This is a genomic window from Roseovarius sp. (genome assembly GCF_040223625.1).
Lineage (GTDB): Bacteria > Pseudomonadota > Alphaproteobacteria > Rhodobacterales > Rhodobacteraceae > Roseovarius.
Map to the genome: position 1 here is coordinate 67,407 of NZ_JAVKFX010000016.1, position 20,430 is coordinate 87,836.

The 20,430-nt window shown below is 66.2% G+C and carries 19 protein-coding genes; 13 read left to right on the forward strand and 6 right to left on the reverse strand.

Going from position 1 to position 20,430, the window contains the following annotated elements; genetic code table 11:
* Window positions 1-214 precede the first annotated feature (214 nt).
* From RLN94_RS04605 to RLN94_RS04655, 11 genes are all read left to right on the forward strand, one after another.
* A complete protein-coding gene (locus RLN94_RS04605; protein WP_350123137.1) occupies window positions 215-1,573 on the forward strand; it encodes a xanthine dehydrogenase small subunit in 1,359 nt (452 codons plus the stop codon).
* On the forward strand, window positions 1,570-4,002 hold the full coding sequence (gene xdhB, locus RLN94_RS04610; protein WP_350123134.1) for a xanthine dehydrogenase molybdopterin binding subunit: 2,433 nt from the start codon (window positions 1,570-1,572) through the stop codon (window positions 4,000-4,002). Before RLN94_RS04605 ends, xdhB begins: the two co-directional genes overlap by 4 nt.
* On the forward strand, window positions 3,992-4,927 hold the full coding sequence (gene xdhC / locus RLN94_RS04615; RefSeq protein WP_350123131.1) for a xanthine dehydrogenase accessory protein XdhC: 936 nt from the start codon (window positions 3,992-3,994) through the stop codon (window positions 4,925-4,927). The genes xdhB and xdhC overlap by 11 nt, the downstream gene beginning before the upstream one ends.
* Complete coding sequence (locus tag RLN94_RS04620; RefSeq protein WP_350123128.1) at window positions 4,924-6,441, forward strand: ABC transporter ATP-binding protein; 1,518 nt, start codon at window positions 4,924-4,926, stop codon at window positions 6,439-6,441. The genes xdhC and RLN94_RS04620 overlap by 4 nt, the downstream gene beginning before the upstream one ends.
* Before the next feature lie 122 nt (window positions 6,442-6,563).
* The gene (locus RLN94_RS04625) at window positions 6,564-7,646 is read left to right on the forward strand and encodes an ABC transporter permease (protein WP_350123125.1); all 1,083 of its coding nucleotides are present in this window, start codon (window positions 6,564-6,566) and stop codon (window positions 7,644-7,646) included.
* Window positions 7,646-7,942: a hypothetical protein gene (locus RLN94_RS04630; RefSeq protein WP_350123122.1), complete on the forward strand. Its 297-nt coding sequence runs from the start codon at window positions 7,646-7,648 to the stop codon at window positions 7,940-7,942. The genes RLN94_RS04625 and RLN94_RS04630 overlap by 1 nt, the downstream gene beginning before the upstream one ends.
* Window positions 7,942-8,862 (forward strand): ABC transporter permease, encoded by a 921-nt coding sequence (locus RLN94_RS04635; protein WP_350123119.1) that lies wholly within the window; start codon window positions 7,942-7,944, stop codon window positions 8,860-8,862. Before RLN94_RS04630 ends, RLN94_RS04635 begins: the two co-directional genes overlap by 1 nt.
* A 51-nt stretch (window positions 8,863-8,913) precedes the next feature.
* Window positions 8,914-9,987, forward strand: coding sequence for a BMP family ABC transporter substrate-binding protein (locus RLN94_RS04640; protein WP_350123116.1), 1,074 nt, complete (start codon window positions 8,914-8,916; stop codon window positions 9,985-9,987).
* Window positions 9,988-10,178: 191 nt separating this feature from the next.
* Window positions 10,179-10,538 (forward strand): VOC family protein, encoded by a 360-nt coding sequence (locus tag RLN94_RS04645; RefSeq protein WP_350123113.1) that lies wholly within the window; start codon window positions 10,179-10,181, stop codon window positions 10,536-10,538.
* 163 nt (window positions 10,539-10,701) lie between these two features.
* Window positions 10,702-11,367 (forward strand): DUF938 domain-containing protein, encoded by a 666-nt coding sequence (locus RLN94_RS04650; protein ID WP_350123110.1) that lies wholly within the window; start codon window positions 10,702-10,704, stop codon window positions 11,365-11,367.
* Between the two features lie 2 nt (window positions 11,368-11,369).
* Entirely contained in the window at window positions 11,370-12,155 is a 786-nt protein-coding gene (locus RLN94_RS04655; RefSeq protein WP_350123107.1) for a glycoside hydrolase family 25 protein, read from the forward strand.
* A gap of 85 nt (window positions 12,156-12,240) precedes the next feature.
* Here RLN94_RS04655 and RLN94_RS04660 read toward each other — a convergent pair whose 3' ends face one another.
* From RLN94_RS04660 to RLN94_RS04675, 4 genes are all read right to left on the reverse strand, one after another.
* A complete protein-coding gene (locus RLN94_RS04660) occupies window positions 12,241-13,521 on the reverse strand; it encodes a DUF3422 family protein (RefSeq protein ID WP_350123104.1) in 1,281 nt (426 codons plus the stop codon).
* A gap of 475 nt (window positions 13,522-13,996) precedes the next feature.
* A complete protein-coding gene (locus RLN94_RS04665; RefSeq protein WP_350123101.1) occupies window positions 13,997-15,430 on the reverse strand; it encodes an NAD(P)(+) transhydrogenase (Re/Si-specific) subunit beta in 1,434 nt (477 codons plus the stop codon).
* 14 nt (window positions 15,431-15,444) lie between these two features.
* Window positions 15,445-17,019, reverse strand: coding sequence for a Re/Si-specific NAD(P)(+) transhydrogenase subunit alpha (locus RLN94_RS04670; RefSeq protein ID WP_350123098.1), 1,575 nt, complete (start codon window positions 17,017-17,019; stop codon window positions 15,445-15,447).
* 45 nt (window positions 17,020-17,064) lie between these two features.
* A complete protein-coding gene (locus tag RLN94_RS04675) occupies window positions 17,065-17,571 on the reverse strand; it encodes a phasin family protein (RefSeq protein WP_350123095.1) in 507 nt (168 codons plus the stop codon).
* 306 nt (window positions 17,572-17,877) lie between these two features.
* On the opposite strand from RLN94_RS04675, the gene RLN94_RS04680 reads away from it, so the two are divergent.
* Window positions 17,878-18,627 (forward strand): SDR family NAD(P)-dependent oxidoreductase, encoded by a 750-nt coding sequence (locus tag RLN94_RS04680; protein WP_350123092.1) that lies wholly within the window; start codon window positions 17,878-17,880, stop codon window positions 18,625-18,627.
* 4 nt (window positions 18,628-18,631) lie between these two features.
* Window positions 18,632-18,994 (forward strand): MmcQ/YjbR family DNA-binding protein, encoded by a 363-nt coding sequence (locus RLN94_RS04685; RefSeq protein ID WP_350123089.1) that lies wholly within the window; start codon window positions 18,632-18,634, stop codon window positions 18,992-18,994.
* Between the two features lie 9 nt (window positions 18,995-19,003).
* On the opposite strand, the gene RLN94_RS04690 is transcribed toward RLN94_RS04685, so the two are convergent.
* Window positions 19,004-19,471, reverse strand: coding sequence for a hypothetical protein (locus RLN94_RS04690; RefSeq protein WP_350123086.1), 468 nt, complete (start codon window positions 19,469-19,471; stop codon window positions 19,004-19,006).
* A 147-nt stretch (window positions 19,472-19,618) separates the two neighbouring features.
* Window positions 19,619-20,314, reverse strand: coding sequence for a DNA helicase (locus RLN94_RS04695; RefSeq protein ID WP_350123083.1), 696 nt, complete (start codon window positions 20,312-20,314; stop codon window positions 19,619-19,621).
* Window positions 20,315-20,430 lie beyond the last annotated feature (116 nt).

A 20,430-nucleotide genomic window follows, 5' to 3' on the forward strand; every position in this document is an offset into this window, starting at 1 on the left:
GGGCGCCGCCCAACCCCTTGATTTCCCTTGCGTCACGGTGCCGCGGCCACGGCCCGTTCCGCCGCGGCACGCGCCGCTCCGCGGCCCACTCAATCCTTGCCAAGCCGCGAATTGCGCGCATAGCCTACCCTTCAGGAAAGCCCGCGCCCCTCTACGCCGCATCGGGGGAGCGCACCAGAAAAGGGCGGAGGTAACGCGGCAGGCAGACGTGCTTATGGACATTTCCTTTCGGTTGAACGGGGAGGCCATCGATCTTGCCGGGGTGTCGCCCACCGAGACCCTGCTCGACTGGCTTCGCGAAGGTCGGCGGCTGACCGGCACCAAGGAGGGCTGCAACGAGGGCGATTGCGGGGCCTGTACGGTGATGGTGAGCGATGCGCAGGGGGCGAAGGCGCTGAACGCCTGTATCCTGTTCCTGCCGCAGTTGCATGGGAAAGTCGTTCGGACGGTGGAGGGGATCAGCGGGCCGGATGGCACGCTGCACCCGGTGCAGCGGGCGATGATCGAGCATCACGGCTCGCAATGCGGGTTCTGCACGCCGGGATTCATCGTGTCGATGGCGGTGGCGCATTTGAACGGGGAGAGGGATTTCGACACGGCGCTGGCCGGCAACCTGTGCCGGTGTACCGGCTATGCGCCGATCATCCGCGCGGCGGAGGCGGCGGCGACCGAGCCGGTGCCGGAATGGCTGCGCGAGGATAGGGCGGCGGTGGCCCCTGCCCCGGCCTTGCCGGAAAGTGCGGACGACTTGGCGGCCCTCTTGGAGCGGGCGCCGGAGACGGTGCTGGTGGCCGGGGCCACGGATGTGGGGCTTTGGGTCACCAAGCAGTTGCGGGAATTGGCGCCGGTGGCGTTTCTGCACCGCTGCCGGGATTTGCAGCAGGTGGAGGAGAGTGGCTCCGGCCTGCGGGTCGGCGCGGGGGTGACGCTCGACCGGCTGATGCGGGAGATGGCGTCGCGCCACCCGTCTTTTGCGGAGTTGATCCGGCGCTATGGCTCGGCCCAGGTGCGGGGCGCGGCGACAATTGGCGGAAATATCGCCAATGGCTCGCCCATTGGCGACGGGCCGCCAGCGCTGATCGCGCTGGGCGCGGTGTTGCATCTGCGGAAGGGCGATGTGCGGCGGGAGCTGCCGCTGGAGGATTTCTTCCTCGAGTATGGCAAGCAGGACCGGGCGCCCGGCGAGTTCGTCGAGGCGGTGACCATTCCGGCGCAGGCGGACCGGTTGCGCTGTTACAAGCTGTCGAAGCGGTTCGATCAGGATATTTCCGCCGTGTGCGGGTGTTTCAGCATCACCGTCGAGGATGGCGTCGTGAGCGGGGCGCGGATCGCGTTCGGTGGCATGGCGGGGGTTCCGAAGCGGGCCACGCATGTGGAGGCGGCGATTACCGGCCAGCCGTGGACGCTGGAGACGGTGGAAGCCGCGGCGGGGGCGTGGGAGAAGGATTTCACGCCGCTGTCGGACATGCGCGCCTCGGCCCGGTATCGGTTGGAGGGGGCGCGGAACCTGCTGACCCGGTATTTCCACGAGGATCAGGGGCAGGCGACGAGCGTGCTGGAGGTGTCGGCATGAGCGTGACGAAGCCCCTCCCCCATGACGCCGCGCCGCTGCATGTGACCGGGCAGGCAAGGTATGTGGACGATATCCCGGCGCCTGCGGAGACGCTGCATTTGGCCTTCGGGCTGAGCGAGGTAGCTGCGGGGTCGATCACGGCTCTGGATGTCTCGGAGGTTCGGGCCAGTGCGGGTGTTGTCGCGGTGCTGACCGCCGACGATCTTGAGCGGGAGGCGGATACCTCGCCGTCCATTCATGACGAGCCGTTGCTGGCCACGGGCGAGGTGCATTACGCCGGGCAGGCCTTGTTCCTCGTGGTTGCCGACAGTCATCTGAATGCGCGCAAGGCCGCGCGGAAGGCGGGTGTGGAGATCGAAGAGGCCACGCCGATCCTGACGATTGACGAGGCCATCGCCGCCGACAGCCATTTCGAGGACGGGCCGCGCCTCTACGAGAAGGGCGATGCGAAGGCCGCCATCGCCGGTGCGCCTCATTCCATCGAGGGCACGCTGGAGATGGGCGGGCAGGAGCATTTCTACCTCGAGGGTCAGGCCGCCATGGCCCTGCCGCAGGAAGGCGGCGACATGGTGGTCATGTCCTCGACCCAGCACCCCAGCGAGATCCAGCACAAGGTGGCCCATGCGCTGGGCATTCCGATGCATGGCGTGCGGGTGGAATGCCGGCGGATGGGCGGCGGTTTTGGTGGCAAGGAGAGCCAGGGCAATGCGCTGGCGATTGCCTGTGCACTGGGGGCGCAGTTGACGGGCCGGCCCTGCAAGATGCGCTATGACCGCGACGATGACATGATCATCACCGGCAAGCGGCATGATTTCCGGATCACCTATCGGGCGGGGTTCGATGATGACGGCCGGGTGCTGGGGGTGGAGTTCACGCAATATGCCCGCTGTGGCTGGAGCCAGGACCTGTCGTTGCCTGTGGCGGACCGGGCGATGCTGCATGCGGACAATGCCTATCACCTTGAAAACGCGCGGATATTGTCGCACCGGCTGAAGACCAACACGCAGTCGGCCACCGCCTTCCGGGGGTTCGGCGGGCCTCAGGGGATGATCGGGATCGAGCGGGTGATGGATCATATCGCCCATGAGCTGGGCCGTGATCCGCTGGAGGTGCGGCGGGTGAATTACTATGCCGCGCCGAAGAAGACGGGCCCCGGCACGGGGCAGCGGTTCGGCGGGGATTTCTCGCCGGGGGCCAGCAGGGCCCAGCCGATCCCGGACGATATCGACCCGACCTCGCGCGGGGCGCAGGCGGAGATGCCGCCGGACGCGGTGCCGAAGCCACCCGCGGGCGTGCAGACCACGCCATACGGGCAGCCGGTCGAGGATTTCATCCTGCACGAGATGACCGATGCGCTGGTGGCGAAGGCCGAATATCACGCGCGGCGCAAGGCGGTGGCGGAGTGGAATGCCGCGAATGCCGTGCTGAAGAAGGGTATCGCGCTGACGCCGGTGAAGTTCGGGATTTCCTTCACGCTGACCCATCTCAATCAGGCCGGCGCGCTGGTGCATGTCTATAACGACGGCTCGATCCACCTGAACCACGGCGGGACGGAGATGGGTCAGGGGCTGTTCCAGAAGGTGGCGCAGGTGGCCGCCGCGCGGTTCGGGGTGCCGCAGGAGGCTGTGCGGATCACCGCGACCGATACCGGCAAGGTGCCCAACACCTCGGCCACGGCGGCGAGTTCGGGGAGCGACCTGAACGGGATGGCAGTGAAGGCGGCCTGCGACACCATTCGCGACCGTATGGCGGAATTCCTGGCGGAGTATCACCAGACGGAGCCCGCGACGGTGCGGTTCGAGGGTGGCAAGGTGTATGTGGGCGAGCACGAACGCAGCTTTGCCGAGGCCGCGAAGCTGGCCTATGAGCACCGGGTGAGCCTGTCCTCGACCGGGTTCTACAAGACGCCCAAGCTGGCCTGGGACCGGATACGCGGCGAAGGGCGGCCGTTCTTCTATTTCGCCTATGGGGCGGCTGTCACCGAGGTGGTGATCGACACGCTGACGGGCGAGAACCGGATTTTGCGGACGGATATCCTGCATGATGCGGGCGCCAGCCTGAACCCGGCGATCGATATCGGGCAGGTCGAGGGCGGTTACGTTCAGGGTGCGGGGTGGCTGACGACGGAAGAGCTGGTGTGGAACGACAAGGGGCGGCTGACCACGCATGCGCCGTCGACCTACAAGATCCCCGCCTGTGGCGACCGGCCGGACGTGTTCAACGTGGCGCTCTGGGATGACGGGAACCGGGAGGAGACGATTTACCGGTCCAAGGCGGTGGGCGAGCCGCCTTTCATGCTGGGGATTTCGGCCTTCCTTGCGTTGTCGGATGCGATTGCGAGTTGCGGTGCGGGTTATCCGGCGCTCGATGCGCCGGCGACGGCGGAGCGGGTGTTCCTGACGGTGGACCGGGTGCGTCATGGGGTTTGATCTTGATATGCTTGCCTGCGCCGTGGCCGAGCATGGGCGCGTGACGCGCGTGGTGATTGCGGCGACGCATGGCTCCTGCCCGCGCGAGACCGGGGCGGCGATGCTGGTTTGGGTCGGCGGGCAATCCGGGACGATCGGCGGGGGCGCTTTGGAACATGAGCTTGCCCGCGCCGCACGGGAGCAGGCGGTGGCCTGTCGGCTGAGCCGCCATGCGCTGGGGCCGGAGATGGGCCAGTGCTGCGGCGGGGCCGTGGAGGTGGTGAGCGAAGTGTATGACGCCGGGAGCCTGCCAGAGGCGGAGACGGTTGTCGCCCGCCCGGTGAGTGGCCCGGCGGCGATGCCGCTGTCGGTGAAGCGCATGTTGGCCACCGCGCGCAACCAGGGGCGGCCGCCGGAGGCACAGCTGCTCGATGGCTGGATGATCGAGCCGGTGGCAAGGCCCACGCGCGAGGTCTGGATCTGGGGCGCGGGCCATGTGGGCCGGGCGCTGGTCTCGGTGCTCGAGCCGCTGCCGGAGGTGCGGATCACCTGGGTCGATACGGCGCCCGACCGCTTTCCCGAAGACATTCCCGAGGGCGTGACCCCCCTGCCCGCGGCGGAGCCCGCGCGGCTGGTGCCCCACGCGCCCAAGGACGCGCATCACCTGATCCTGACCTATTCCCATGCGCTCGACCTCGAGCTGTGCCACCAGCTTCTGAGCCATGGTTTCGCCAGCGCCGGGCTGATCGGCTCGGCCACGAAATGGGCCCGGTTCCGCAAGCGGCTGGCGGCGCTCGGGCATGGGCCCGATCAAATCGACAGCATCCGCTGCCCGATCGGCGACCCCACCTTGGGCAAACACCCGCAGGCCATTGCGGTCGGCGTGGCGGCGGAGATACTGAAAACCGGGGCGCAACGACGCCTCCAACAAGGAAAAATCGCGTGACAGGGACACTTCTGACAATCAAGGGCCTGACCAAGGCCTATCCGGGCGTCGTTGCCAATGACGACGTCTCGTTCGAGATCAAGGAGGGCGAGGTTCATGCCCTGCTTGGCGAAAACGGCGCCGGCAAGTCGACGCTGGTGAAGATGATCTACGGGCTGGTGAAACCCGACAGCGGCGCGATGACGCTGCGCGGCAAGCCCTTCACCCCGGCCGAGCCGCGCGCGGCGCGGGCGGCGGGGGTGGCGATGGTGTTCCAGCACTTCTCGCTCTTCGATGCGCTGAACGTGGCGGAGAACATCGCGCTGGGGATGGAGCACCCGCCGCAGATGCGCGACCTTGCGGCGCGCATTCGCGAAGTGTCGGAGACCTATGGACTGCCGCTCGATCCCTATCGCACGGTGGGCGATTTGTCGGCGGGGGAACGGCAGCGGGTCGAGATCATCCGCTGCCTGTTGCAGGAGCCGAAGCTCCTGATCATGGACGAGCCCACCTCGGTGCTGACGCCGCAGGAGGTGGAGATCCTGTTCGAGACGCTGCGCAAGCTGACCGGGGAAGGCGTGGCGATCCTCTATATCTCGCACAAGCTGGAGGAAATCCGCGCGCTCTGCGATCACGCGACGATCCTGCGGCTGGGCAAGAACGTGGGCACCTGCGTGCCGGCCGAGACCTCGGCGCGGGAGATGGCGGAATTGATGGTGGGCTCGGCCTTCGAGGCGCCGGAACGGGCCGGGCGGGAGCTTGGTGATGTGGCGCTGGATATCTCGGGGCTGTCGGTCAAGTCGCCCTCGGCCTTCGGCACCTCGCTGAAGAACATTCACCTGACGGTGCAGCAGGGCGAGATCCTCGGGATCGGCGGGGTCGCGGGCAACGGGCAGGACGAATTGCTGGCGGTGCTGTCGGGGGAGCTGAAGACCCATCCCGACGCGATCCGCCTGCTGGGCCAGCCGGTGGGCCGGCTGGGGCCGACGGCGCGGCGCGAGCTGGGCTTGCTGGCCGCGCCCGAGGAGCGGCTGGGCCATGCGGCGGCGCCGGATATGAGCCTGATCGAGAACGGCGTGCTGACGGCGGCGCAGCGGGAGAACCTGCTGAACCGCGGCTTTCTGAAATGGGGCGCGGCGCGGAGCTTTGCGGAGAAGGTGATCGAAAGCTTCGACGTGCGCACGCCCGGCCCGGATAACGCGGCAAGGTCGCTGTCGGGCGGGAACCTGCAGAAATTCGTCATCGGCCGGGAGGTGCTGCAGCGGCCCAAGGTGCTGGTGGTGAACCAGCCCACATGGGGCGTCGATGCCGCGGCGGCGGCGGCCATCCGGCAGGCGCTGCTGGACCTGGCCGCCGAGGGGGCGGCGATCGTCTGCATCAGCCAGGATCTCGACGAGCTGATGGAAATCTCCGACCGGTTCGGCGCGCTGAACGAGGGGCGGCTGTCGGATATCCGGCCCGCCAAGGGCCTGACGGTCGAGGAGATCGGGCTGATGATGGGCGGTGCCCACGGGATGGAGGTGTCGCATGCCTGAGCGTGGGGGAAAGAGATTCTGTGCCTCCGGCGGGGATATTTTTGGCCAGAAGAAGCGTCGGGGCGTTTGCCTGCTTCTTCTGGCGGGAAAATATCCAGGGGCAACGGTGAGGGAGGCGCGCCATGCTGAAGCTTGAGAAACGGCCGCAGCCGTCGCGGCTCTGGACCTACCTGACGCCGGTGGTCGCCGTGGTGATCACCATGATCGCGGGCGGCGCGCTGTTCGCGCTTCTGGGCAAGAACCCGGTCGAGGCGATCGGGACGATCTTCTGGGAGCCGCTGTTCGGCGAGTTCGCGTTCTATTACCGGCCGCAATTGCTGGTGAAGGGGGCGCCGCTGATCCTCATTGCCATCGGGTTGAGCCTGGGGTTCCGGGCGGGGATCTGGAATATCGGGGCGGAGGGGCAGTATATCATCGGGGCGCTGACCGGCGCCGGTGTGGGGCTGGCCTTCTACCCGATGGAGGCGTGGTTCATCTTTCCGCTGATGGTGATCGCGGGGGCGCTGGGCGGCTGGGCCTGGGCGATGATCCCGGCCATCCTGAAGGTGCGGTTCGGGACGAACGAGATCCTGGTGTCGCTGATGCTGGTCTACGTGGCCGAGCAATTGCTGGCGAAGATGTCGCTGGGGCTGTTGCGGAACCCGGAAGGGCACGGCTTTCCGGGCTCGCGGAACCTGCAGCAATACGAATCCGCCCACAATGCCGAGGTGATTGCCGGGACGGGGATGCACTGGGGCGTGGTGGCGGCCTTCATGGCGGTGATCCTGGCCTATGTGCTGCTGAACCGGCATATCCTGGGCTATCACATCCGCCTGACGGGCGAGGCGCCAAGGGCGGCGCGGTTCGCGGGCGTCAACCCGGCGCGGCTGATCCTGTTCTGCCTGGGCACCGCCGGCGCTCTGGCCGGGATGGCGGGGATGTTCGAGGTGTCGGGCCCGTCCGGGCAGGTCAGCATCGATTTCAACGTGGGCTATGGGTTCACCGCGATCATCGTGGCCTTCCTCGGGCGGCTGCACCCGATCGGTATCCTGTTTGCCGGGCTGTTGATGGCGCTCACCTATATCGGGGGCGAGATCGCGCAGTCGAACCTCGGCCTGCCCGCCGCCGCCATCCAGATGTTCCAGGGGATGCTTCTGTTCTTCCTGCTGGCCGTCGACCTGCTCACCAATTTCCGTATCCGGATCAAGACAGCGGAGGCCGCGTGATGCAGCGATCCCTGAGATATCTCCTGATTTCCGCCGGCATCGCGTTCCTGGTGCTGGCCGGGTTGTCGTTTACCCCGCTCGATGTCTTTCCTGCGATCTTCACCCTGGTTGTTTCCAGTTGGGAAGGCATGGTTATCGGGCTCTTTCTGTTCGGGATGCCCTTCGGAGGCTACGTACTCATGCTGACCACCAATCACCCCCGGAAATGGCTGAACGAGGCGGCCGGACTTACCGGGTTTTGGATCGGCGCGACCTGCGGGTCGCTGACTGGACTCAAGCTTGCGGGGACACTTTAATGGACCTTTCTTCGATCAACCCTGCCCTTCTCGTGGCCTCGCTGCTTGTCGCGGCGACGCCGATCCTGCTGGCCGCCATCGGCGAGCTGGTGGTGGAGCGCTCGGGCGTTCTGAACCTCGGGGTCGAGGGGATGATGATCACCGGGGCGATCTGCGGCTTTGCCGTGTCGGTCGAGACCGGCTCCCCTGCCCTGGGCTTCCTGCTGGCGGCCCTGGGGGGCGCGGTGCTTGCGCTTCTCTTCGCGCTGCTGACGCAATATGCGCTGGCCAACCAGGTGGCGAGCGGGCTGGCGCTGACGCTGTTCGGGCTGGGGCTGAGTTCGCTGATGGGGCAAGGCTATGTGGGGATCAAGCCGCCGCCGACGCCGAAGCTTGATATTCCGGTGTTGAGCGACCTGCCCTTTATCGGCCGGGTGGTGTTTTCCCATGACCTGATGGTCTATTTCGCGCTGGCGCTGGTCGCCGGGGTCTGGGCCACGCTGAAATACACCCGTGCCGGGCTGGTCCTGCGGGCGGTGGGCGAGAACCACGATGCCGCCCATGCGCTGGGCTACAAGGTGGTGCGCGTGCGGCTGATGGCGATCCTGTTCGGGGGCGCCTGTGCGGGCCTGGGCGGGGCCTATATCAGCCTCGTGCGCGTGCCGCAGTGGACCGAGGGGATGACCGCCGGGGCCGGCTGGATCGCGCTGGCGCTGGTGGTGTTCGCAAGCTGGAAGGCGGGGCGCGTCCTGCTTGGCGCGTGGCTCTTCGGCGGGGTCACGGTGCTGCAGCTCAACCTGCAGGCCGCGGGGGTCGCCATTCCGGTGGAGTATCTTTCGATGTCGCCCTACTTGATCACCATCGTCGTGCTGGTCATCATGTCGGCGGACAAATCCCGCGCGCCCGCATCCCTGGGCCGCGTCTTCCACGCCTCGGCCTGAGGCAGACCGCAACGCAACACGAACCACCAAAAGACAACACGGGAGACCTTCATGACCCTTACCAGACTTCTCACCGGCGCCGCGCTCGCGCTTGGCCTGGCCACCTCGGCGGTGGCGCAGGACAAGACCAAGGTCGGCTTCATCTACGTGGGCCCGATCGGCGACGGCGGCTGGACCTACGAGCATGACAAGGGCCGGCTCGCCCTCGAAGAGCATTTCGGCGACAAGGTCGAGACCGTCTACCAGGAAAGCGTGCCCGAGGGCGCCGATGCCGAGCGGGCGATCACCCAGATGGCGCTTCAGGGCGCCGACCTGATCTTCACCACCTCGTTTGGCTACATGGACCCCACGATCAACGTGGCCAAGAAGTTCCCGGACGTGAAGTTCGAGCACGCCACCGGCTACAAGACCGCCGACAACGTCAGCACCTACTCGGCCCGGTTCTACGAGGGGCGCGCCGTGCAGGGGCATATCGCCGGCAAGATGACGGAATCGAACATCATCGGCTACATCGCCTCCTTCCCCATTCCGGAGGTGATCCGCGGCATCAACTCGGCCTATATCCACGCGAAGAAGGTCAACCCGGACGTGCAGTTCAAGATCATCTGGGCCTATACCTGGTTCGACCCGGCGAAAGAGGCGGATGCCGCCACCGCGCTGATCGAACAGGGCGCCGACGTGATCCTGCAGCACACCGATTCGACCGCGCCGCAGGCCGCCGCCGAGAAGGCCGGCAACGTCATCACCTTCGGGCAGGCCTCGGACATGGCCGAGTACAAGCCGAAACCGCGGGTGAGCTCGATCATCGACAACTGGGCGCCCTACTATATCGAGCGTACCCAGGCGGTGATGGACGGCACCTGGGAGAGCAAGCAGACCTGGGACGGGATCGGCCCGGGCATGGTCGAGATCGGCGAGATCACCGATGCGGTGCCCGCCGAGGTGAAGGAAGAGGCGCTGGCGATGAAGGAGGCGATGGCCAATGGCGAGTACCACCCCTTCACCGGGCCGCTGAAGAAGCAGGACGGCTCGGACTGGCTGGCCGAGGGCGAGACGGCGGATGACGGCACGCTCTTGGGCATGGATTTCTATGTCGAGGGGCTGACGGGGGAGATCCCGCAGTAAGGCTGGACGTTTTCGAGAAAAGGGAAGGCCCCGCCGGGTTGGCGGGGCCTTTTGCTTTTTTGGGGTGGGGTCGGGCATGGCTGACTGCGACCACAGCGGCATTCCGCCGGGTGCGGGGCCGGAGGAGGTGGTCATGCGTCGACCGTGACGCATCAGTCGGGTATCGTCGGAAAAAATTTGTGGAGGTTAGTATGGAAAAGGTGACTGGAATCGGTGGTGTCTTCTTTCGATCCCGCGATCCTGAATTCCTGGCTGCATGGTATCGGGACAACCTCGGGGTCGATCCCATCTCCGAAGGCTTCTGGAAGCAAGAGGCCGGGCATACGGTGTTTGCGCCTTTCGCCAGTGATACCGAGTATTTCGGCCGGCCGGATCAGCAATGGATGATCAACTTTCGTGTGAGCGATCTGAACGCAATGCGCGCGCAACTTGCCAGGTCCGGCATCGAGTCTGAAACGCGCGACGAGTGGGACACGCCGGAAACCGGACGATTTGCCCGATTGCATGACCCAGACGGCAATCCGATCGAACTCTGGGAACCTCCACATTGACAACCCGTCCCCGCTGGTTGTCGCAAGGCCCACCGAGGGGCTCTAGATGGGGGAGCGTTTCTTGGTAGGGGGCCGGCCGGTTCGACGCGGGCCTTTTTGTGGGCCGGCCGCTTGAAAATGTCCCGGCCCCGGCTATCGTGAAGGGCCAACCGCGGGAGAGTTCATGCCACAACGCCACCTGCCTGCAGAGCTTGCCTCGGTCGCCGAGCCGGGCGGGGACGCGCGGCTGTCGGCGCCCTCGGCGCTGCGCAATGCCGGGCCGATCACGGATTTGCTGCGCGCCCATGCGCCGGCGGAGGGCCGGGCGCTGGAGATTGCCAGCGGGACCGGGCAGCACGTGCTGGCTTTCGCGCGGGCGTTTCCGGGGCTGGACTGGCAGCCGACCGAGATCGCGGCCGAGCGGCGGGCCAGCATCGACGCCTGGGCGGCGACGGAAGGACTGCCCATTATCCGGCCTGCCATCGCGCTCGACGCCACCGCGCCGGGCTGGGCCGATGCGCATGGCGGGCAGGACCTGATCGTGCTGGTCAACCTGCTGCACCTGATCAGCACGCCAGAGGCGCGGGCGATCATCGCCGAGGTCGCGCGGGCGCTGGCGCCGGGCGGGCGGTTCATCCTCTACGGCCCCTTCCTGCGCGATGGCGAGGCCACCTCGGAGGGCGATGCCAGCTTTGACGCCAGCCTGCGCGCCAGTGATCCGGAGGTGGGCTACAAGGACGATTTCACCACCATCGACTGGCTGCACGCGGCGGGGCTGACGCTCGTCGACGTGGTCGAGATGCCCGCCAACAACCTTGCGTTCGTCACGCAACGCGACCCGGAAACCTGATCATGCCCCGCCTTGCCGCTTCGCTGCTTTCGCTGATCCTGCTGGCCGGTCTCGCCCTGCCCGGGGTGGCGCTGGCGCAACAGCAGGTGATCGAGGTCCGGTCCTCCGATTTCGACGATCGCGACCCGGTGGATTTCGGGCGCAACGGGCCGGATCGCTACCCGGTGCACGGGATCGACGTGGCCCGTTACCAGGGCACGGTCGACTGGCACGCGGCGGCGCGGGCCGGGGTGAACTTCGCCTTCATCAAGGCGACGGAGGGCGGCGACCTTCTGGATTCGCAATTCGCGCAGAACTGGCAGATGTCAGGGCGCGCGGGGGTGCTGCGCGGGGCCTATCACTTCTACTATTTCTGCACCGATGCCGAGACGCAGGCGAAATGGTTCATCCGCAACGTGCCGCGCGAGAGGGGCGCCCTGCCCCCGGTTCTGGACATGGAGTGGAACCACCTGTCGCCCACATGCCAGAAACGGCCCTCCGGGTCGGCTGTCCGGAGCGAGATGAAGATCTTCCTCGACATGCTGCACCGGCATTACGGCCAGCGGCCGGTGATCTACACCACCCCGCAATTCTACAAGGACGCGGGGCTGCACCGCCTGACGCAGGAGGAATTCTGGCTGCGGTCGGTGGCGCGGCCCCTCGACCAGGTCTATCCCGGCCAGCGCTGGAGCTTCTGGCAGTATAGCGGCACGGGGATCGTGCCGGGCCTGAAGGGCGATGTGGATCTCAACGCCTTTGCCGGGTCGCGGCAGGCCTGGGCGCAATGGGTCGGGCTGCGGCAGCAGTAGCGGGCCGGTGTGGGGCTGGAGGCCGCGGGACGCCTCCGGCGGGAGTATTTGGGGAACAATGAAAGCTGGGGGCGCGCCTTGCCGGCTAGTGGAATTTCCTGCGGATGCGGCGGACGAGAAGCCAGACGGCGGCGACGACCGGCAGGGTCACGGCGGCGGTGATCAGCCCCTTGCTGACCCCCAGCACGCCCGTGAGCGGGTAGAGCAGGTAGCCCGCCAGCGAGACGGCGTAGTAGCTGATGGCGACCACCGAGAGCCCCTCGACCGTCTTCTGCAGGCGAAGCTGCAGGTCGGCGCGCCGGTCCATGCTTTCCAGCAGCGCCTGGTTCTGGGCGCTGCGTTCGACATCGACGCGGGTGCGCAGCAGCTCGCCCGCGCGGCGGGCGCGGTCGGCCATGGCGCGCAGGCGGTCCTGGGCCGAGCGGACGGTGCGCATGGCCGGGTCGTAGCGGCGCATCATGAACTCGGCAAAGGTCTGGCGGCCCTTGAAGCGGTCCTCGCGCAGAACCGAGATGCGCTGGTTGACGATGGTCTCGTAGGCCTCGGTCGCGCCGAAGCGGAAGGAGCTTTGCGTCACCATCGCCTCGAGCTCGGCGGAGATGTCGAGCAGGTCGGGCAGCGTTTCCTCGGCCTTCTTCTCGCCGCCGGTCATGTCGCCGATCATGGCGCGCATCCGGTTCTCCAGCTCGCCCATGCGCGGGCTGAGCTCGCCCACGCGGGAGAAGCCCAGCATCGACATCGACTTGTAGGTCTCGATCTCGCAGAGGCGCTGCATGATCCGGCCCACCCGACGCGGGCCGGTTTCGGGCGAGACGCTGATCAGCAGGCGCTGGTGGCCCGCCGGGTCGATGCGGAAATCGCCGGCTATGACGGCGGCGTTGTCGAGCACGCGGGCGACGGCCACGCTGTCGGGCACGAACCACTCGGCGATATCGGCGCTGAGCGCGTCGTCATCCTTGAGCGGCTGGATGCGGATGAGCGCCGAGGTGATGCGCAGGCCGGGCGCCTCGGCCAGCCAGTCGGGGGGGAAGACCTCGAAATCGGCCGGGTCGAAGGGGCGCTTGCCCTGCCCTTCGGAGAAAGCGGTGTAGGTGACGAACTCGGTATGGCTTTCCCATTTGAGCGTGTGCCGCCCGATGGGGCCGGAATAATGCGTGGCGCCGGGCTGCGGATGGGCCGCGCCGTGCCGGTCGAGCAGCGCCACGAGATGCGCCATGTCGGCCGCCCGGTCGCGCCCCGCCGCGCCGTGCTCCTGCTTGATGGCGAGGAAGACGGCGGTCGAGGGCACGCCGAGCGCCGGGAACGGGCGGGCGTGCAGCTCGTTCGCGAGGCCGTAGCGAAGGGGATGGTCCTTGATCGGTGGCATGGGCGCGGGTTTTACGTGATGTCACGGGCAAACTACGACACCGGGCCGCTGAAGGGAACAGATTTATTCGCAGGTTCAATAGGTTAGATGAATACTGCCGTATGCAATCCGTTTTCGGACCCGCGACAGGCAACGGGGCGCCGGATCCTCGCCGCCGCCCCGTGGTGGTTCTCGCCGAATACGGCTCAGGCCGCTTTCTTCAGGGCCTTCTTGGCTTTCTTCAGCTTGGTCTCCTGGCGCGCGACTTTCTTCTTGCGCGAGGCGACTTCCTGTTTGAGTGCCTTGATCTTGGCTTTCTTGGCCATGTGATGTCCTTTCCTCATATGGCGCCGCTGGTTAAGCGGTGCGGCGCATATGCGTTTGATATACTGCGTATATACTAAAATCCACCCCTGCCGGCAAAAAACTGCCCCACGAAACGAAACGGGCACGGGGGTTTTCGCCCCCGTGCCCGCATGGTCCGGATGGGACCGGATCAGTCGATCAGGCCGATCAGCTTGGTCACGCTCTCCTTGGCGTCGCCGTAGAACATGCGCGTGTTGTCCTTGTAGAAGAGCGGGTTCTCGATGCCGGAGTAGCCCGTGCCCTGCCCGCGTTTGGAGACGAAGATGGTCTTGGCCTTCCAGACCTCCAGCACCGGCATGCCGGCGATGGGGCTGTTGGGGTCTTCCTGCGCGGCGGGGTTCACGATGTCGTTCGAGCCGATGACGATCACCACGTCGGTTTCCGGGAAGTCGTCGTTGATCTCTTCCATTTCGAGGACGATGTCGTAGGGCACCTTGGCCTCGGCCAGCAGCACGTTCATGTGGCCGGGCAGACGGCCCGCGACGGGGTGGATGCCGAAGCGGACATTCTTGCCCTTGGCGCGCAGCTTGTTGGTCAGCTCGCTGACCGCCTGCTGGGCCTGCGCCACCGCCATGCCGTAGCCCGGCACGATGATCACGCTGTCGGCCTCGTTGAGGGCCTGTGCCACGCCGTCGGCCTCGATGGCGACCTGTTCGCCCTCGATTTCCGCCGCCGGGCCGCCATCGTTGCCGAAGCCGCCGAGGATCACACTGATGAACGACCGGTTCATCGCCTTGCACATGATGTAGCTGAGGATGGCACCCGAGGAACCCACCAGCGCGCCCACCACGATCAGCAGGTCGTTGCCGAGCGAGAAGCCGATGGCGGCGGCCGCCCAGCCCGAGTAGCTGTTCAGCATCGAGACCACGACCGGCATGTCGGCGCCGCCGATGCCCATGATCAGGTGGTAGCCGATGAAGAGCGCCATGGCCGTCATCAGCAGGAGCGGGAAGAAGTCGCCGCTGTTGAGATACCAGATCAGGCAGATCACCGAGATGATCGCGGCACCGGCGTTGAGCATGTGCCCGCCCGGCAGCTTCTCGGCCTTGGAGCTGACCCTGCCGGCAAGCTTGCCGAAGGCGATGACCGAGCCGGTGAAGGTGACCGCGCCGATGAAGACGCCGAGGAACAGCTCGACCCGGAGGATGTTGATTTCCACCTGGGTCTTCTTGGCGACGAGCGCCGCGAAGCCCTTGAGGGTGGAGTAGGTGTCGGCCTCCATCGCCATGACGCGGCCGATCTCGATATCGGCGTTGAAGCCCACGAAGACCGCGGCGAGGCCCACCAGCGAGTGCATGGCGGCGACAAGCTGCGGCATCTCGGTCATCTGCACGCGCTTGGCGACATAGACCCCGATCGCGCCACCCGCGGCGACGAGGATCAGCGACAGCAACCAAAGGCCGGAGCCCGGACCGATGAGCGTGGCCAGCACCGCCAGCCCCATGCCGACGATCCCGTACCAGACGGCGCGCTTGGCGCTTTCCTGCCCCGACAGCCCCCCGAGCGAGAGGATGAAGAGAACGGCGGCCACGACATAGGCCGCAATGGTAAATCCGAATTCCATCTCTCAGGCCTCCTTCAGGACTTCTGGAACATGGCGAGCATGCGCCGGGTGACGAGGAAGCCGCCGAAGATGTTGATCCCGGCCATGAAGACCGAAAGCGCGGCGAGCAATATGACGATGAACGAGCCCGAGCCGATCTGCATCAAGGCGCCGAGGATGATAATCGACGAAATGGCGTTCGTGACCGCCATCAGGGGCGTGTGCAGGGAGTGGGAGACGCCCCAGATGACCTGGAAACCCACGAAGACGGCGAGCACGAAGACGATGAAATGCTGCATGAAGCTGGCCGGCGCGTAGAGCCCGGCGAGCAGCACCAGCAAACCGCCGATGGCGAGCAGCGTGACCTGGTTCTTGGTCTGCTGCTTGAAGGCCGCGACTTCCTGGGCGCGGCGTTCCTCGGCGGTCAGTTCCTTCGGCTTTTCCTTGGGTTTCTGGGCCGCGATGGCCTGGACCTTGGGCGGTGGCGGCGGCCAGGTGATCTCGCCCTTGTGGGTGACGGTCGAGCCGCGGATGACGTCATCCTCCATGTCATGAACCGGCTTGCCGTCCTTCTCGGGCGTCAGGTCGGTCATCATGTGGCGGATGTTGGTGGCGTAGAGCGTCGAGGATTGCGTGGCCATCCGGCTGGGGAAGTCGGTATAGCCCACGATGGTGACGCCGTTGTCGGTGACGATCTTCTCGTCCGGCTGGGTCAGTTCGCAGTTGCCGCCGCGCTCGGCGGCGAGGTCGACGATGACCGAGCCGGGCTTCATCGCCTCGACCATGTCCTTGGTCCACAGGACCGGCGCGGGCCGGTTGGGGATCAGCGCCGTGGTGATGACGATGTCGACCTCGGGCGCCAGCTCGCGGAACTTCTCGAGCTGCTTTTCCTGGAACTCGGGGCTCGACGGCGCGGCATAGCCGCCGGTGGAGGAGCCGTCCTTCTGCTCTTCCTCGAAGTCGAGATAGACGAACTCTGCGCCCATCGACTCGATCTGTTCGGCCACTTCGGGGCGCACGTCGAAGGCATAGGTGATGGCGCCCAGCGAGGTGGAGGTGCCGATGGCGGCGAGGCCCGCCACGCCGGCGCCCACCACGAGAACGCGGGCGGGGGCGACCTTGCCGGCCGCCGTGACCTGCCCGGTCATCAGGCGGGGGAAGTTGTTGGCCGCCTCGATCACCGCGCGGTAGCCGGCGATATTGGCCATGGAGCTGAGCGCGTCCATCTTCTGGGCACGGCTGATCCGCGGCACCATTTCCATCGCGATGACGGTGGCGCCCTTGGACTTCGCGAGTTCCAGCCCGTCTTCGTTGCCGCCGGGGTTGAAGAAGGTGATCAGCGTCTGGTCCTTGCGCAGCCGCTTCAGCTCGGTCTCGGTGGGGACGCGGACCTTGGCGACGATATCGGCCGCCTTCCACAGCGCGGCCGGCGTCTTGATGATCTCGACACCCGCGGCCTCGTAATCGGCATCCTTGAAGCCGGCGTTCAGGCCCGCCCCGGTTTCTATGGCGCAGTCATAGCCCAGCTTCTGGAGCTGCAACGCCGAGTCCGGTGTCATCGCGACCCGGTTCTCGCCCTTCAGAACTTCCTTTGGCGTTCCGATCTTCAATGTCTCATTCCCCTTGCTGTCAAAGGACCGCTTTGCGTCGCGGCGTTACTTGGTCTTGATATTGTCCATGGCCTGCGAGACCTGCCCGCTGAGGCGGTCGAAGGCCTGCTGGTTGGCCGATTGGGCGGCCTCGGCCATTTCGCGCATCAGGTTGAAGGCGGTCTCGGCGGCCTCGGCGTAGATCTTGGAATTCTTCGCGGCGGCGTCGGCGCTGACCGGGCTTTCGGTCTGCTTGGCCACGTCCTGGGCGGCGGCGGTCATGCGGTTGAAGATGTCCATCTGCTTTTCCAGCATGTCCTGGTAGGTGGCGGCGGCGGCCTTGTTGGCCTCGACCATCGCCTCGAACGAGGCCTGGTTCTTCTTGATGATCGCGTTCATGTCCATGTCGGCCGACTGCATCGCCGGCATCTGGGCGAAGACCTTCTGCGGGTCGAACATCTGGGCGACGCGATCTGGGTCGAACATCTTGAACGACTCCTGGAACATCTGCGAGAACCCGAACGGGTCCATCGGTGACTGGGTCTGCTTGCCGGATTTCTTGTTGTCGGCCATGGCTTGTCTCCCTGATCGAAGGCGCGCGTCAATTCCTCCCGCGCGCGTGACGGTTTTATTCGTCCAACGGTCGTTATTTCACAATACCCCCGGATATGCGACACCCAGATTGCCCCAATTTTCGCGCCCGGCGCCGGGTTTTTCGGCGACCGGGGGCGATTCCGGGCCGATTGCGGCGGCGCGGGGCCCGGTTTTTGCGGAATCACCGCGCGGTTTTCAAGGGCCGGAGGGCCGGCGGGATCAACCGGCTTGTTCCCCCCGATATGTCCTATAGGGTTGCGCTGGAACAGGACCAAGGAGGCCGCGATGCTGGACGGGAAACACGCAATTGTCACCGGGGGTGGCACGGGCATCGGGCTGGCCATCGCCCGGGCGCTGGCGGATCAGGGCGCGGCGGTGACGATCACCGGGCGGCGCCGCGAGGTGCTGGAAGAGGCGGCGGGCGACAGGCTGCACCCGCTGGTGATGGACGTGACCGACGAGGCGTCGGTTTCGGGCGGCATCGCGCAGGCGGTCGAGGCGCGGGGGCCGGTGCAGATCTGCGTGCCCAACGCCGGCGTGGCCGAGGGGCGCGCGCTGCACAAGACCGATACCGAGTTCTGGCGCCGGGTGATGGCCACCAACCTCGACGGGGCGTTCTGGACGATCCGGGAATCGCTCGGTTCGATGCGGCAGACCGACTGGGGCCGGGTGATCGCCATCTCGTCGGTCGCGGGCATTCGCGGGCTGAAGGGGGCGGCGGCCTATACCGCGTCGAAACACGGGATGATCGGCCTGATCCGCAGCCTGAGCGAGGATTACCTGGGCCAGCCCATCACCTTCAACGCGGTCTGCCCCGGTTACACGGATACCGAGATCATCAGCCGCAACGTCGAGACCATCCGCGACCGCGCCGGGATCAGCGAGGAGGAGGCGATGAAGATCATGGTGCACACCAACCGGCACAAGCGTCTGATCGAACCCGAGGAGGTGTCGGCGGCGGTGGCATGGCTGTGCGGGCCGGGCTCGCAAAGCATCAACGGGCAGACGATCGAGATCATGGGCGGGCAGAGCTGACGCGATGACCCGGGAGGAGTTCAACGCCTTCTGCGGCGGGCTTGTCGGCACCCATCACGTGGTGCAGTGGGGCGATGCGGACGTGTGGAAGGTGGGGTCGAAGGTCTTTGCCCTCTGCGGCTGGAACGAGGGGCGGGAGGCGTTTACCTTCAAGGCGTCAGAGTTGGCCTTCGAGGTGTTGCAGGACCAGCCGGGCGTGCGCCCTGCCCCGTATCTTGCGTCACGCGGGCTGAAATGGCTGCAGGTCTACGAGGCGCAGGGGATGTCGGATGACAGTCTGCGCGAGCATATCGTGGCGTCTTATGACATGGTGGCCCGCAACCTTACGAAGAAGGCGCGGGCCGAGCTTGGGATCGTGCTGGAGTGACCGTCTGCCTCAGGACAGATCGTCCTCGTCGAAATGGAGATTGCCGTCACAGTTCTTCTTGTAGTTGCGCCAGGCCTCTGCGGCGATGCTCAACATATTGTCCATCTCGTGAACGACGACATCGTAATTTCGACTGCCGCGCCGCGCGCAGTTCAAATACCCCTCCTCCCGGTCCACAATGATATTATCGTAGACTTCATCCCGAAGGTCCTCCAACTGCGGCCTGAGGTGACGGCGATACACGGTCAGCCCGTCTCTGAGCTTGCGGCAGTCCTTGGTGACCTGCACCGTTCCGCCGGGCAGGTCCTTGGACTGAATGTCCTGGCCGATGATGGGTTTCAGGAAATCACGCGAGTAGCTCTGAGCGTCGTTGTAGTACTCGGCCTGCACATCGAAATAGCAGTTCTCGGCGACCGAGAAATTAGGGGCCAGCGCCAGAACGGCGGCGCAGAGGGGTTTCGTGAAAAACGGTTTCATACCAATTACCTTTCTTGCATCAAATGACTTTTGGCACATAAGACCGGCGGGCAGATGCCGCCGGCCCCCGTGCATGTAATCCTTTGAGTTTTCGACGATTCTGTCCGGCGATCAAGGGCGGAGGGAAAATTTACCTCGCCCGCAACCTCAGCCCACCCGGCCCATCCGCACCTGCCCGTCATGCAGGAAACAGGCCTTGTCGAAGAGGCCCGGATCGAACGGGTTGGGCATCCGGATATCCCTCAGCCCCGGCAGTTTGCCCGAGGCCGAGTCGAAGGCCCGGTCGACCTGCGAGATTATGGCGAAGATGGCGCCGGACGCCCTGGCATGGGTCTTCAGCGCCGCCAGTTGTTCGGCGAGCGGCGGGGTGTCGCGCCGCTGGTCGAGGATCTGGAGATAGTCGATCACGGCGAGCGCGGGGGTGTCGAGGCGGGACAACCTGTCGGTTACGTAGGACGCGCAGATCTCGTCGGAGGTGTCGATCATGACCTCCCCCTGCCCCGGCAGGCGGGAAAGATGTGCCTCCACTTCGCGGCGCGTGTAGTCGAGCGTGAAGAACACGCCGCGGCGGCCGAGGGTTTCGGCGCCGCGGGCCAGTTCGAGCCCCAGCAGCGTCTTGCCCTGTCCCGGGCGGGCGGCGACGAGCAGCATGTCGCCCGGGGCGAGCTGGTGCAGGACGGCTTCGGCCGGGCCGGGTCTGGCCGTTTCGGCAAGGTGGCTCCAGGAGCGGAAGCCCTCTGCGCCGGCGATCCGGTCGAGCGCGGCGTGGAGGGCGATCCCCTCGTCGCGGGCCATGCGTTTCGCCTGGCGTTTCAGTTGGTAGAGGGGGGCTGACAGTTTCATTCCGGTCTCTCCGCCGCCGGGCGTGGCGCGCAACCCCTCCTCATGCGCGGCCCCGGCGTGGGCGGGAGCGATACGGGAACTGGCCCTGCACGTGCGATGCTGCCCCGGTCGGAGGG

Excerpts from the sequence above, each read along its gene's own strand:
- RLN94_RS04665 (WP_350123101.1), bottom strand. The coding sequence starts at position 15,430 with ATGGAATTCGGATTTACCATTGCGGCCTATGTCGTGGCCGCCGTTCTC.
- xdhC (WP_350123131.1), top strand. The coding sequence starts at position 3,992 with ATGGGGTTTGATCTTGATATGCTTGCCTGCGCCGTGGCCGAGCATGGG.
- RLN94_RS04630 (WP_350123122.1), top strand. The coding sequence starts at position 7,646 with ATGCAGCGATCCCTGAGATATCTCCTGATTTCCGCCGGCATCGCGTTC.
- RLN94_RS04635 (WP_350123119.1), top strand. The coding sequence starts at position 7,942 with ATGGACCTTTCTTCGATCAACCCTGCCCTTCTCGTGGCCTCGCTGCTT.
- RLN94_RS04685 (WP_350123089.1), top strand. The coding sequence starts at position 18,632 with ATGACCCGGGAGGAGTTCAACGCCTTCTGCGGCGGGCTTGTCGGCACC.
- RLN94_RS04650 (WP_350123110.1), top strand. The coding sequence starts at position 10,702 with ATGCCACAACGCCACCTGCCTGCAGAGCTTGCCTCGGTCGCCGAGCCG.
- RLN94_RS04655 (WP_350123107.1), top strand. The coding sequence starts at position 11,370 with ATGCCCCGCCTTGCCGCTTCGCTGCTTTCGCTGATCCTGCTGGCCGGT.
- RLN94_RS04645 (WP_350123113.1), top strand. The coding sequence starts at position 10,179 with ATGGAAAAGGTGACTGGAATCGGTGGTGTCTTCTTTCGATCCCGCGAT.
- RLN94_RS04640 (WP_350123116.1), top strand. The coding sequence starts at position 8,914 with ATGACCCTTACCAGACTTCTCACCGGCGCCGCGCTCGCGCTTGGCCTG.
- RLN94_RS04675 (WP_350123095.1), bottom strand. The coding sequence starts at position 17,571 with ATGGCCGACAACAAGAAATCCGGCAAGCAGACCCAGTCACCGATGGAC.
- RLN94_RS04605 (WP_350123137.1), top strand. The coding sequence starts at position 215 with ATGGACATTTCCTTTCGGTTGAACGGGGAGGCCATCGATCTTGCCGGG.
- RLN94_RS04690 (WP_350123086.1), bottom strand. The coding sequence starts at position 19,471 with ATGAAACCGTTTTTCACGAAACCCCTCTGCGCCGCCGTTCTGGCGCTG.
- RLN94_RS04660 (WP_350123104.1), bottom strand. The coding sequence starts at position 13,521 with ATGCCACCGATCAAGGACCATCCCCTTCGCTACGGCCTCGCGAACGAG.
- xdhB (WP_350123134.1), top strand. The coding sequence starts at position 1,570 with ATGAGCGTGACGAAGCCCCTCCCCCATGACGCCGCGCCGCTGCATGTG.
- RLN94_RS04625 (WP_350123125.1), top strand. The coding sequence starts at position 6,564 with ATGCTGAAGCTTGAGAAACGGCCGCAGCCGTCGCGGCTCTGGACCTAC.
- RLN94_RS04680 (WP_350123092.1), top strand. The coding sequence starts at position 17,878 with ATGCTGGACGGGAAACACGCAATTGTCACCGGGGGTGGCACGGGCATC.
- RLN94_RS04695 (WP_350123083.1), bottom strand. The coding sequence starts at position 20,314 with ATGAAACTGTCAGCCCCCCTCTACCAACTGAAACGCCAGGCGAAACGC.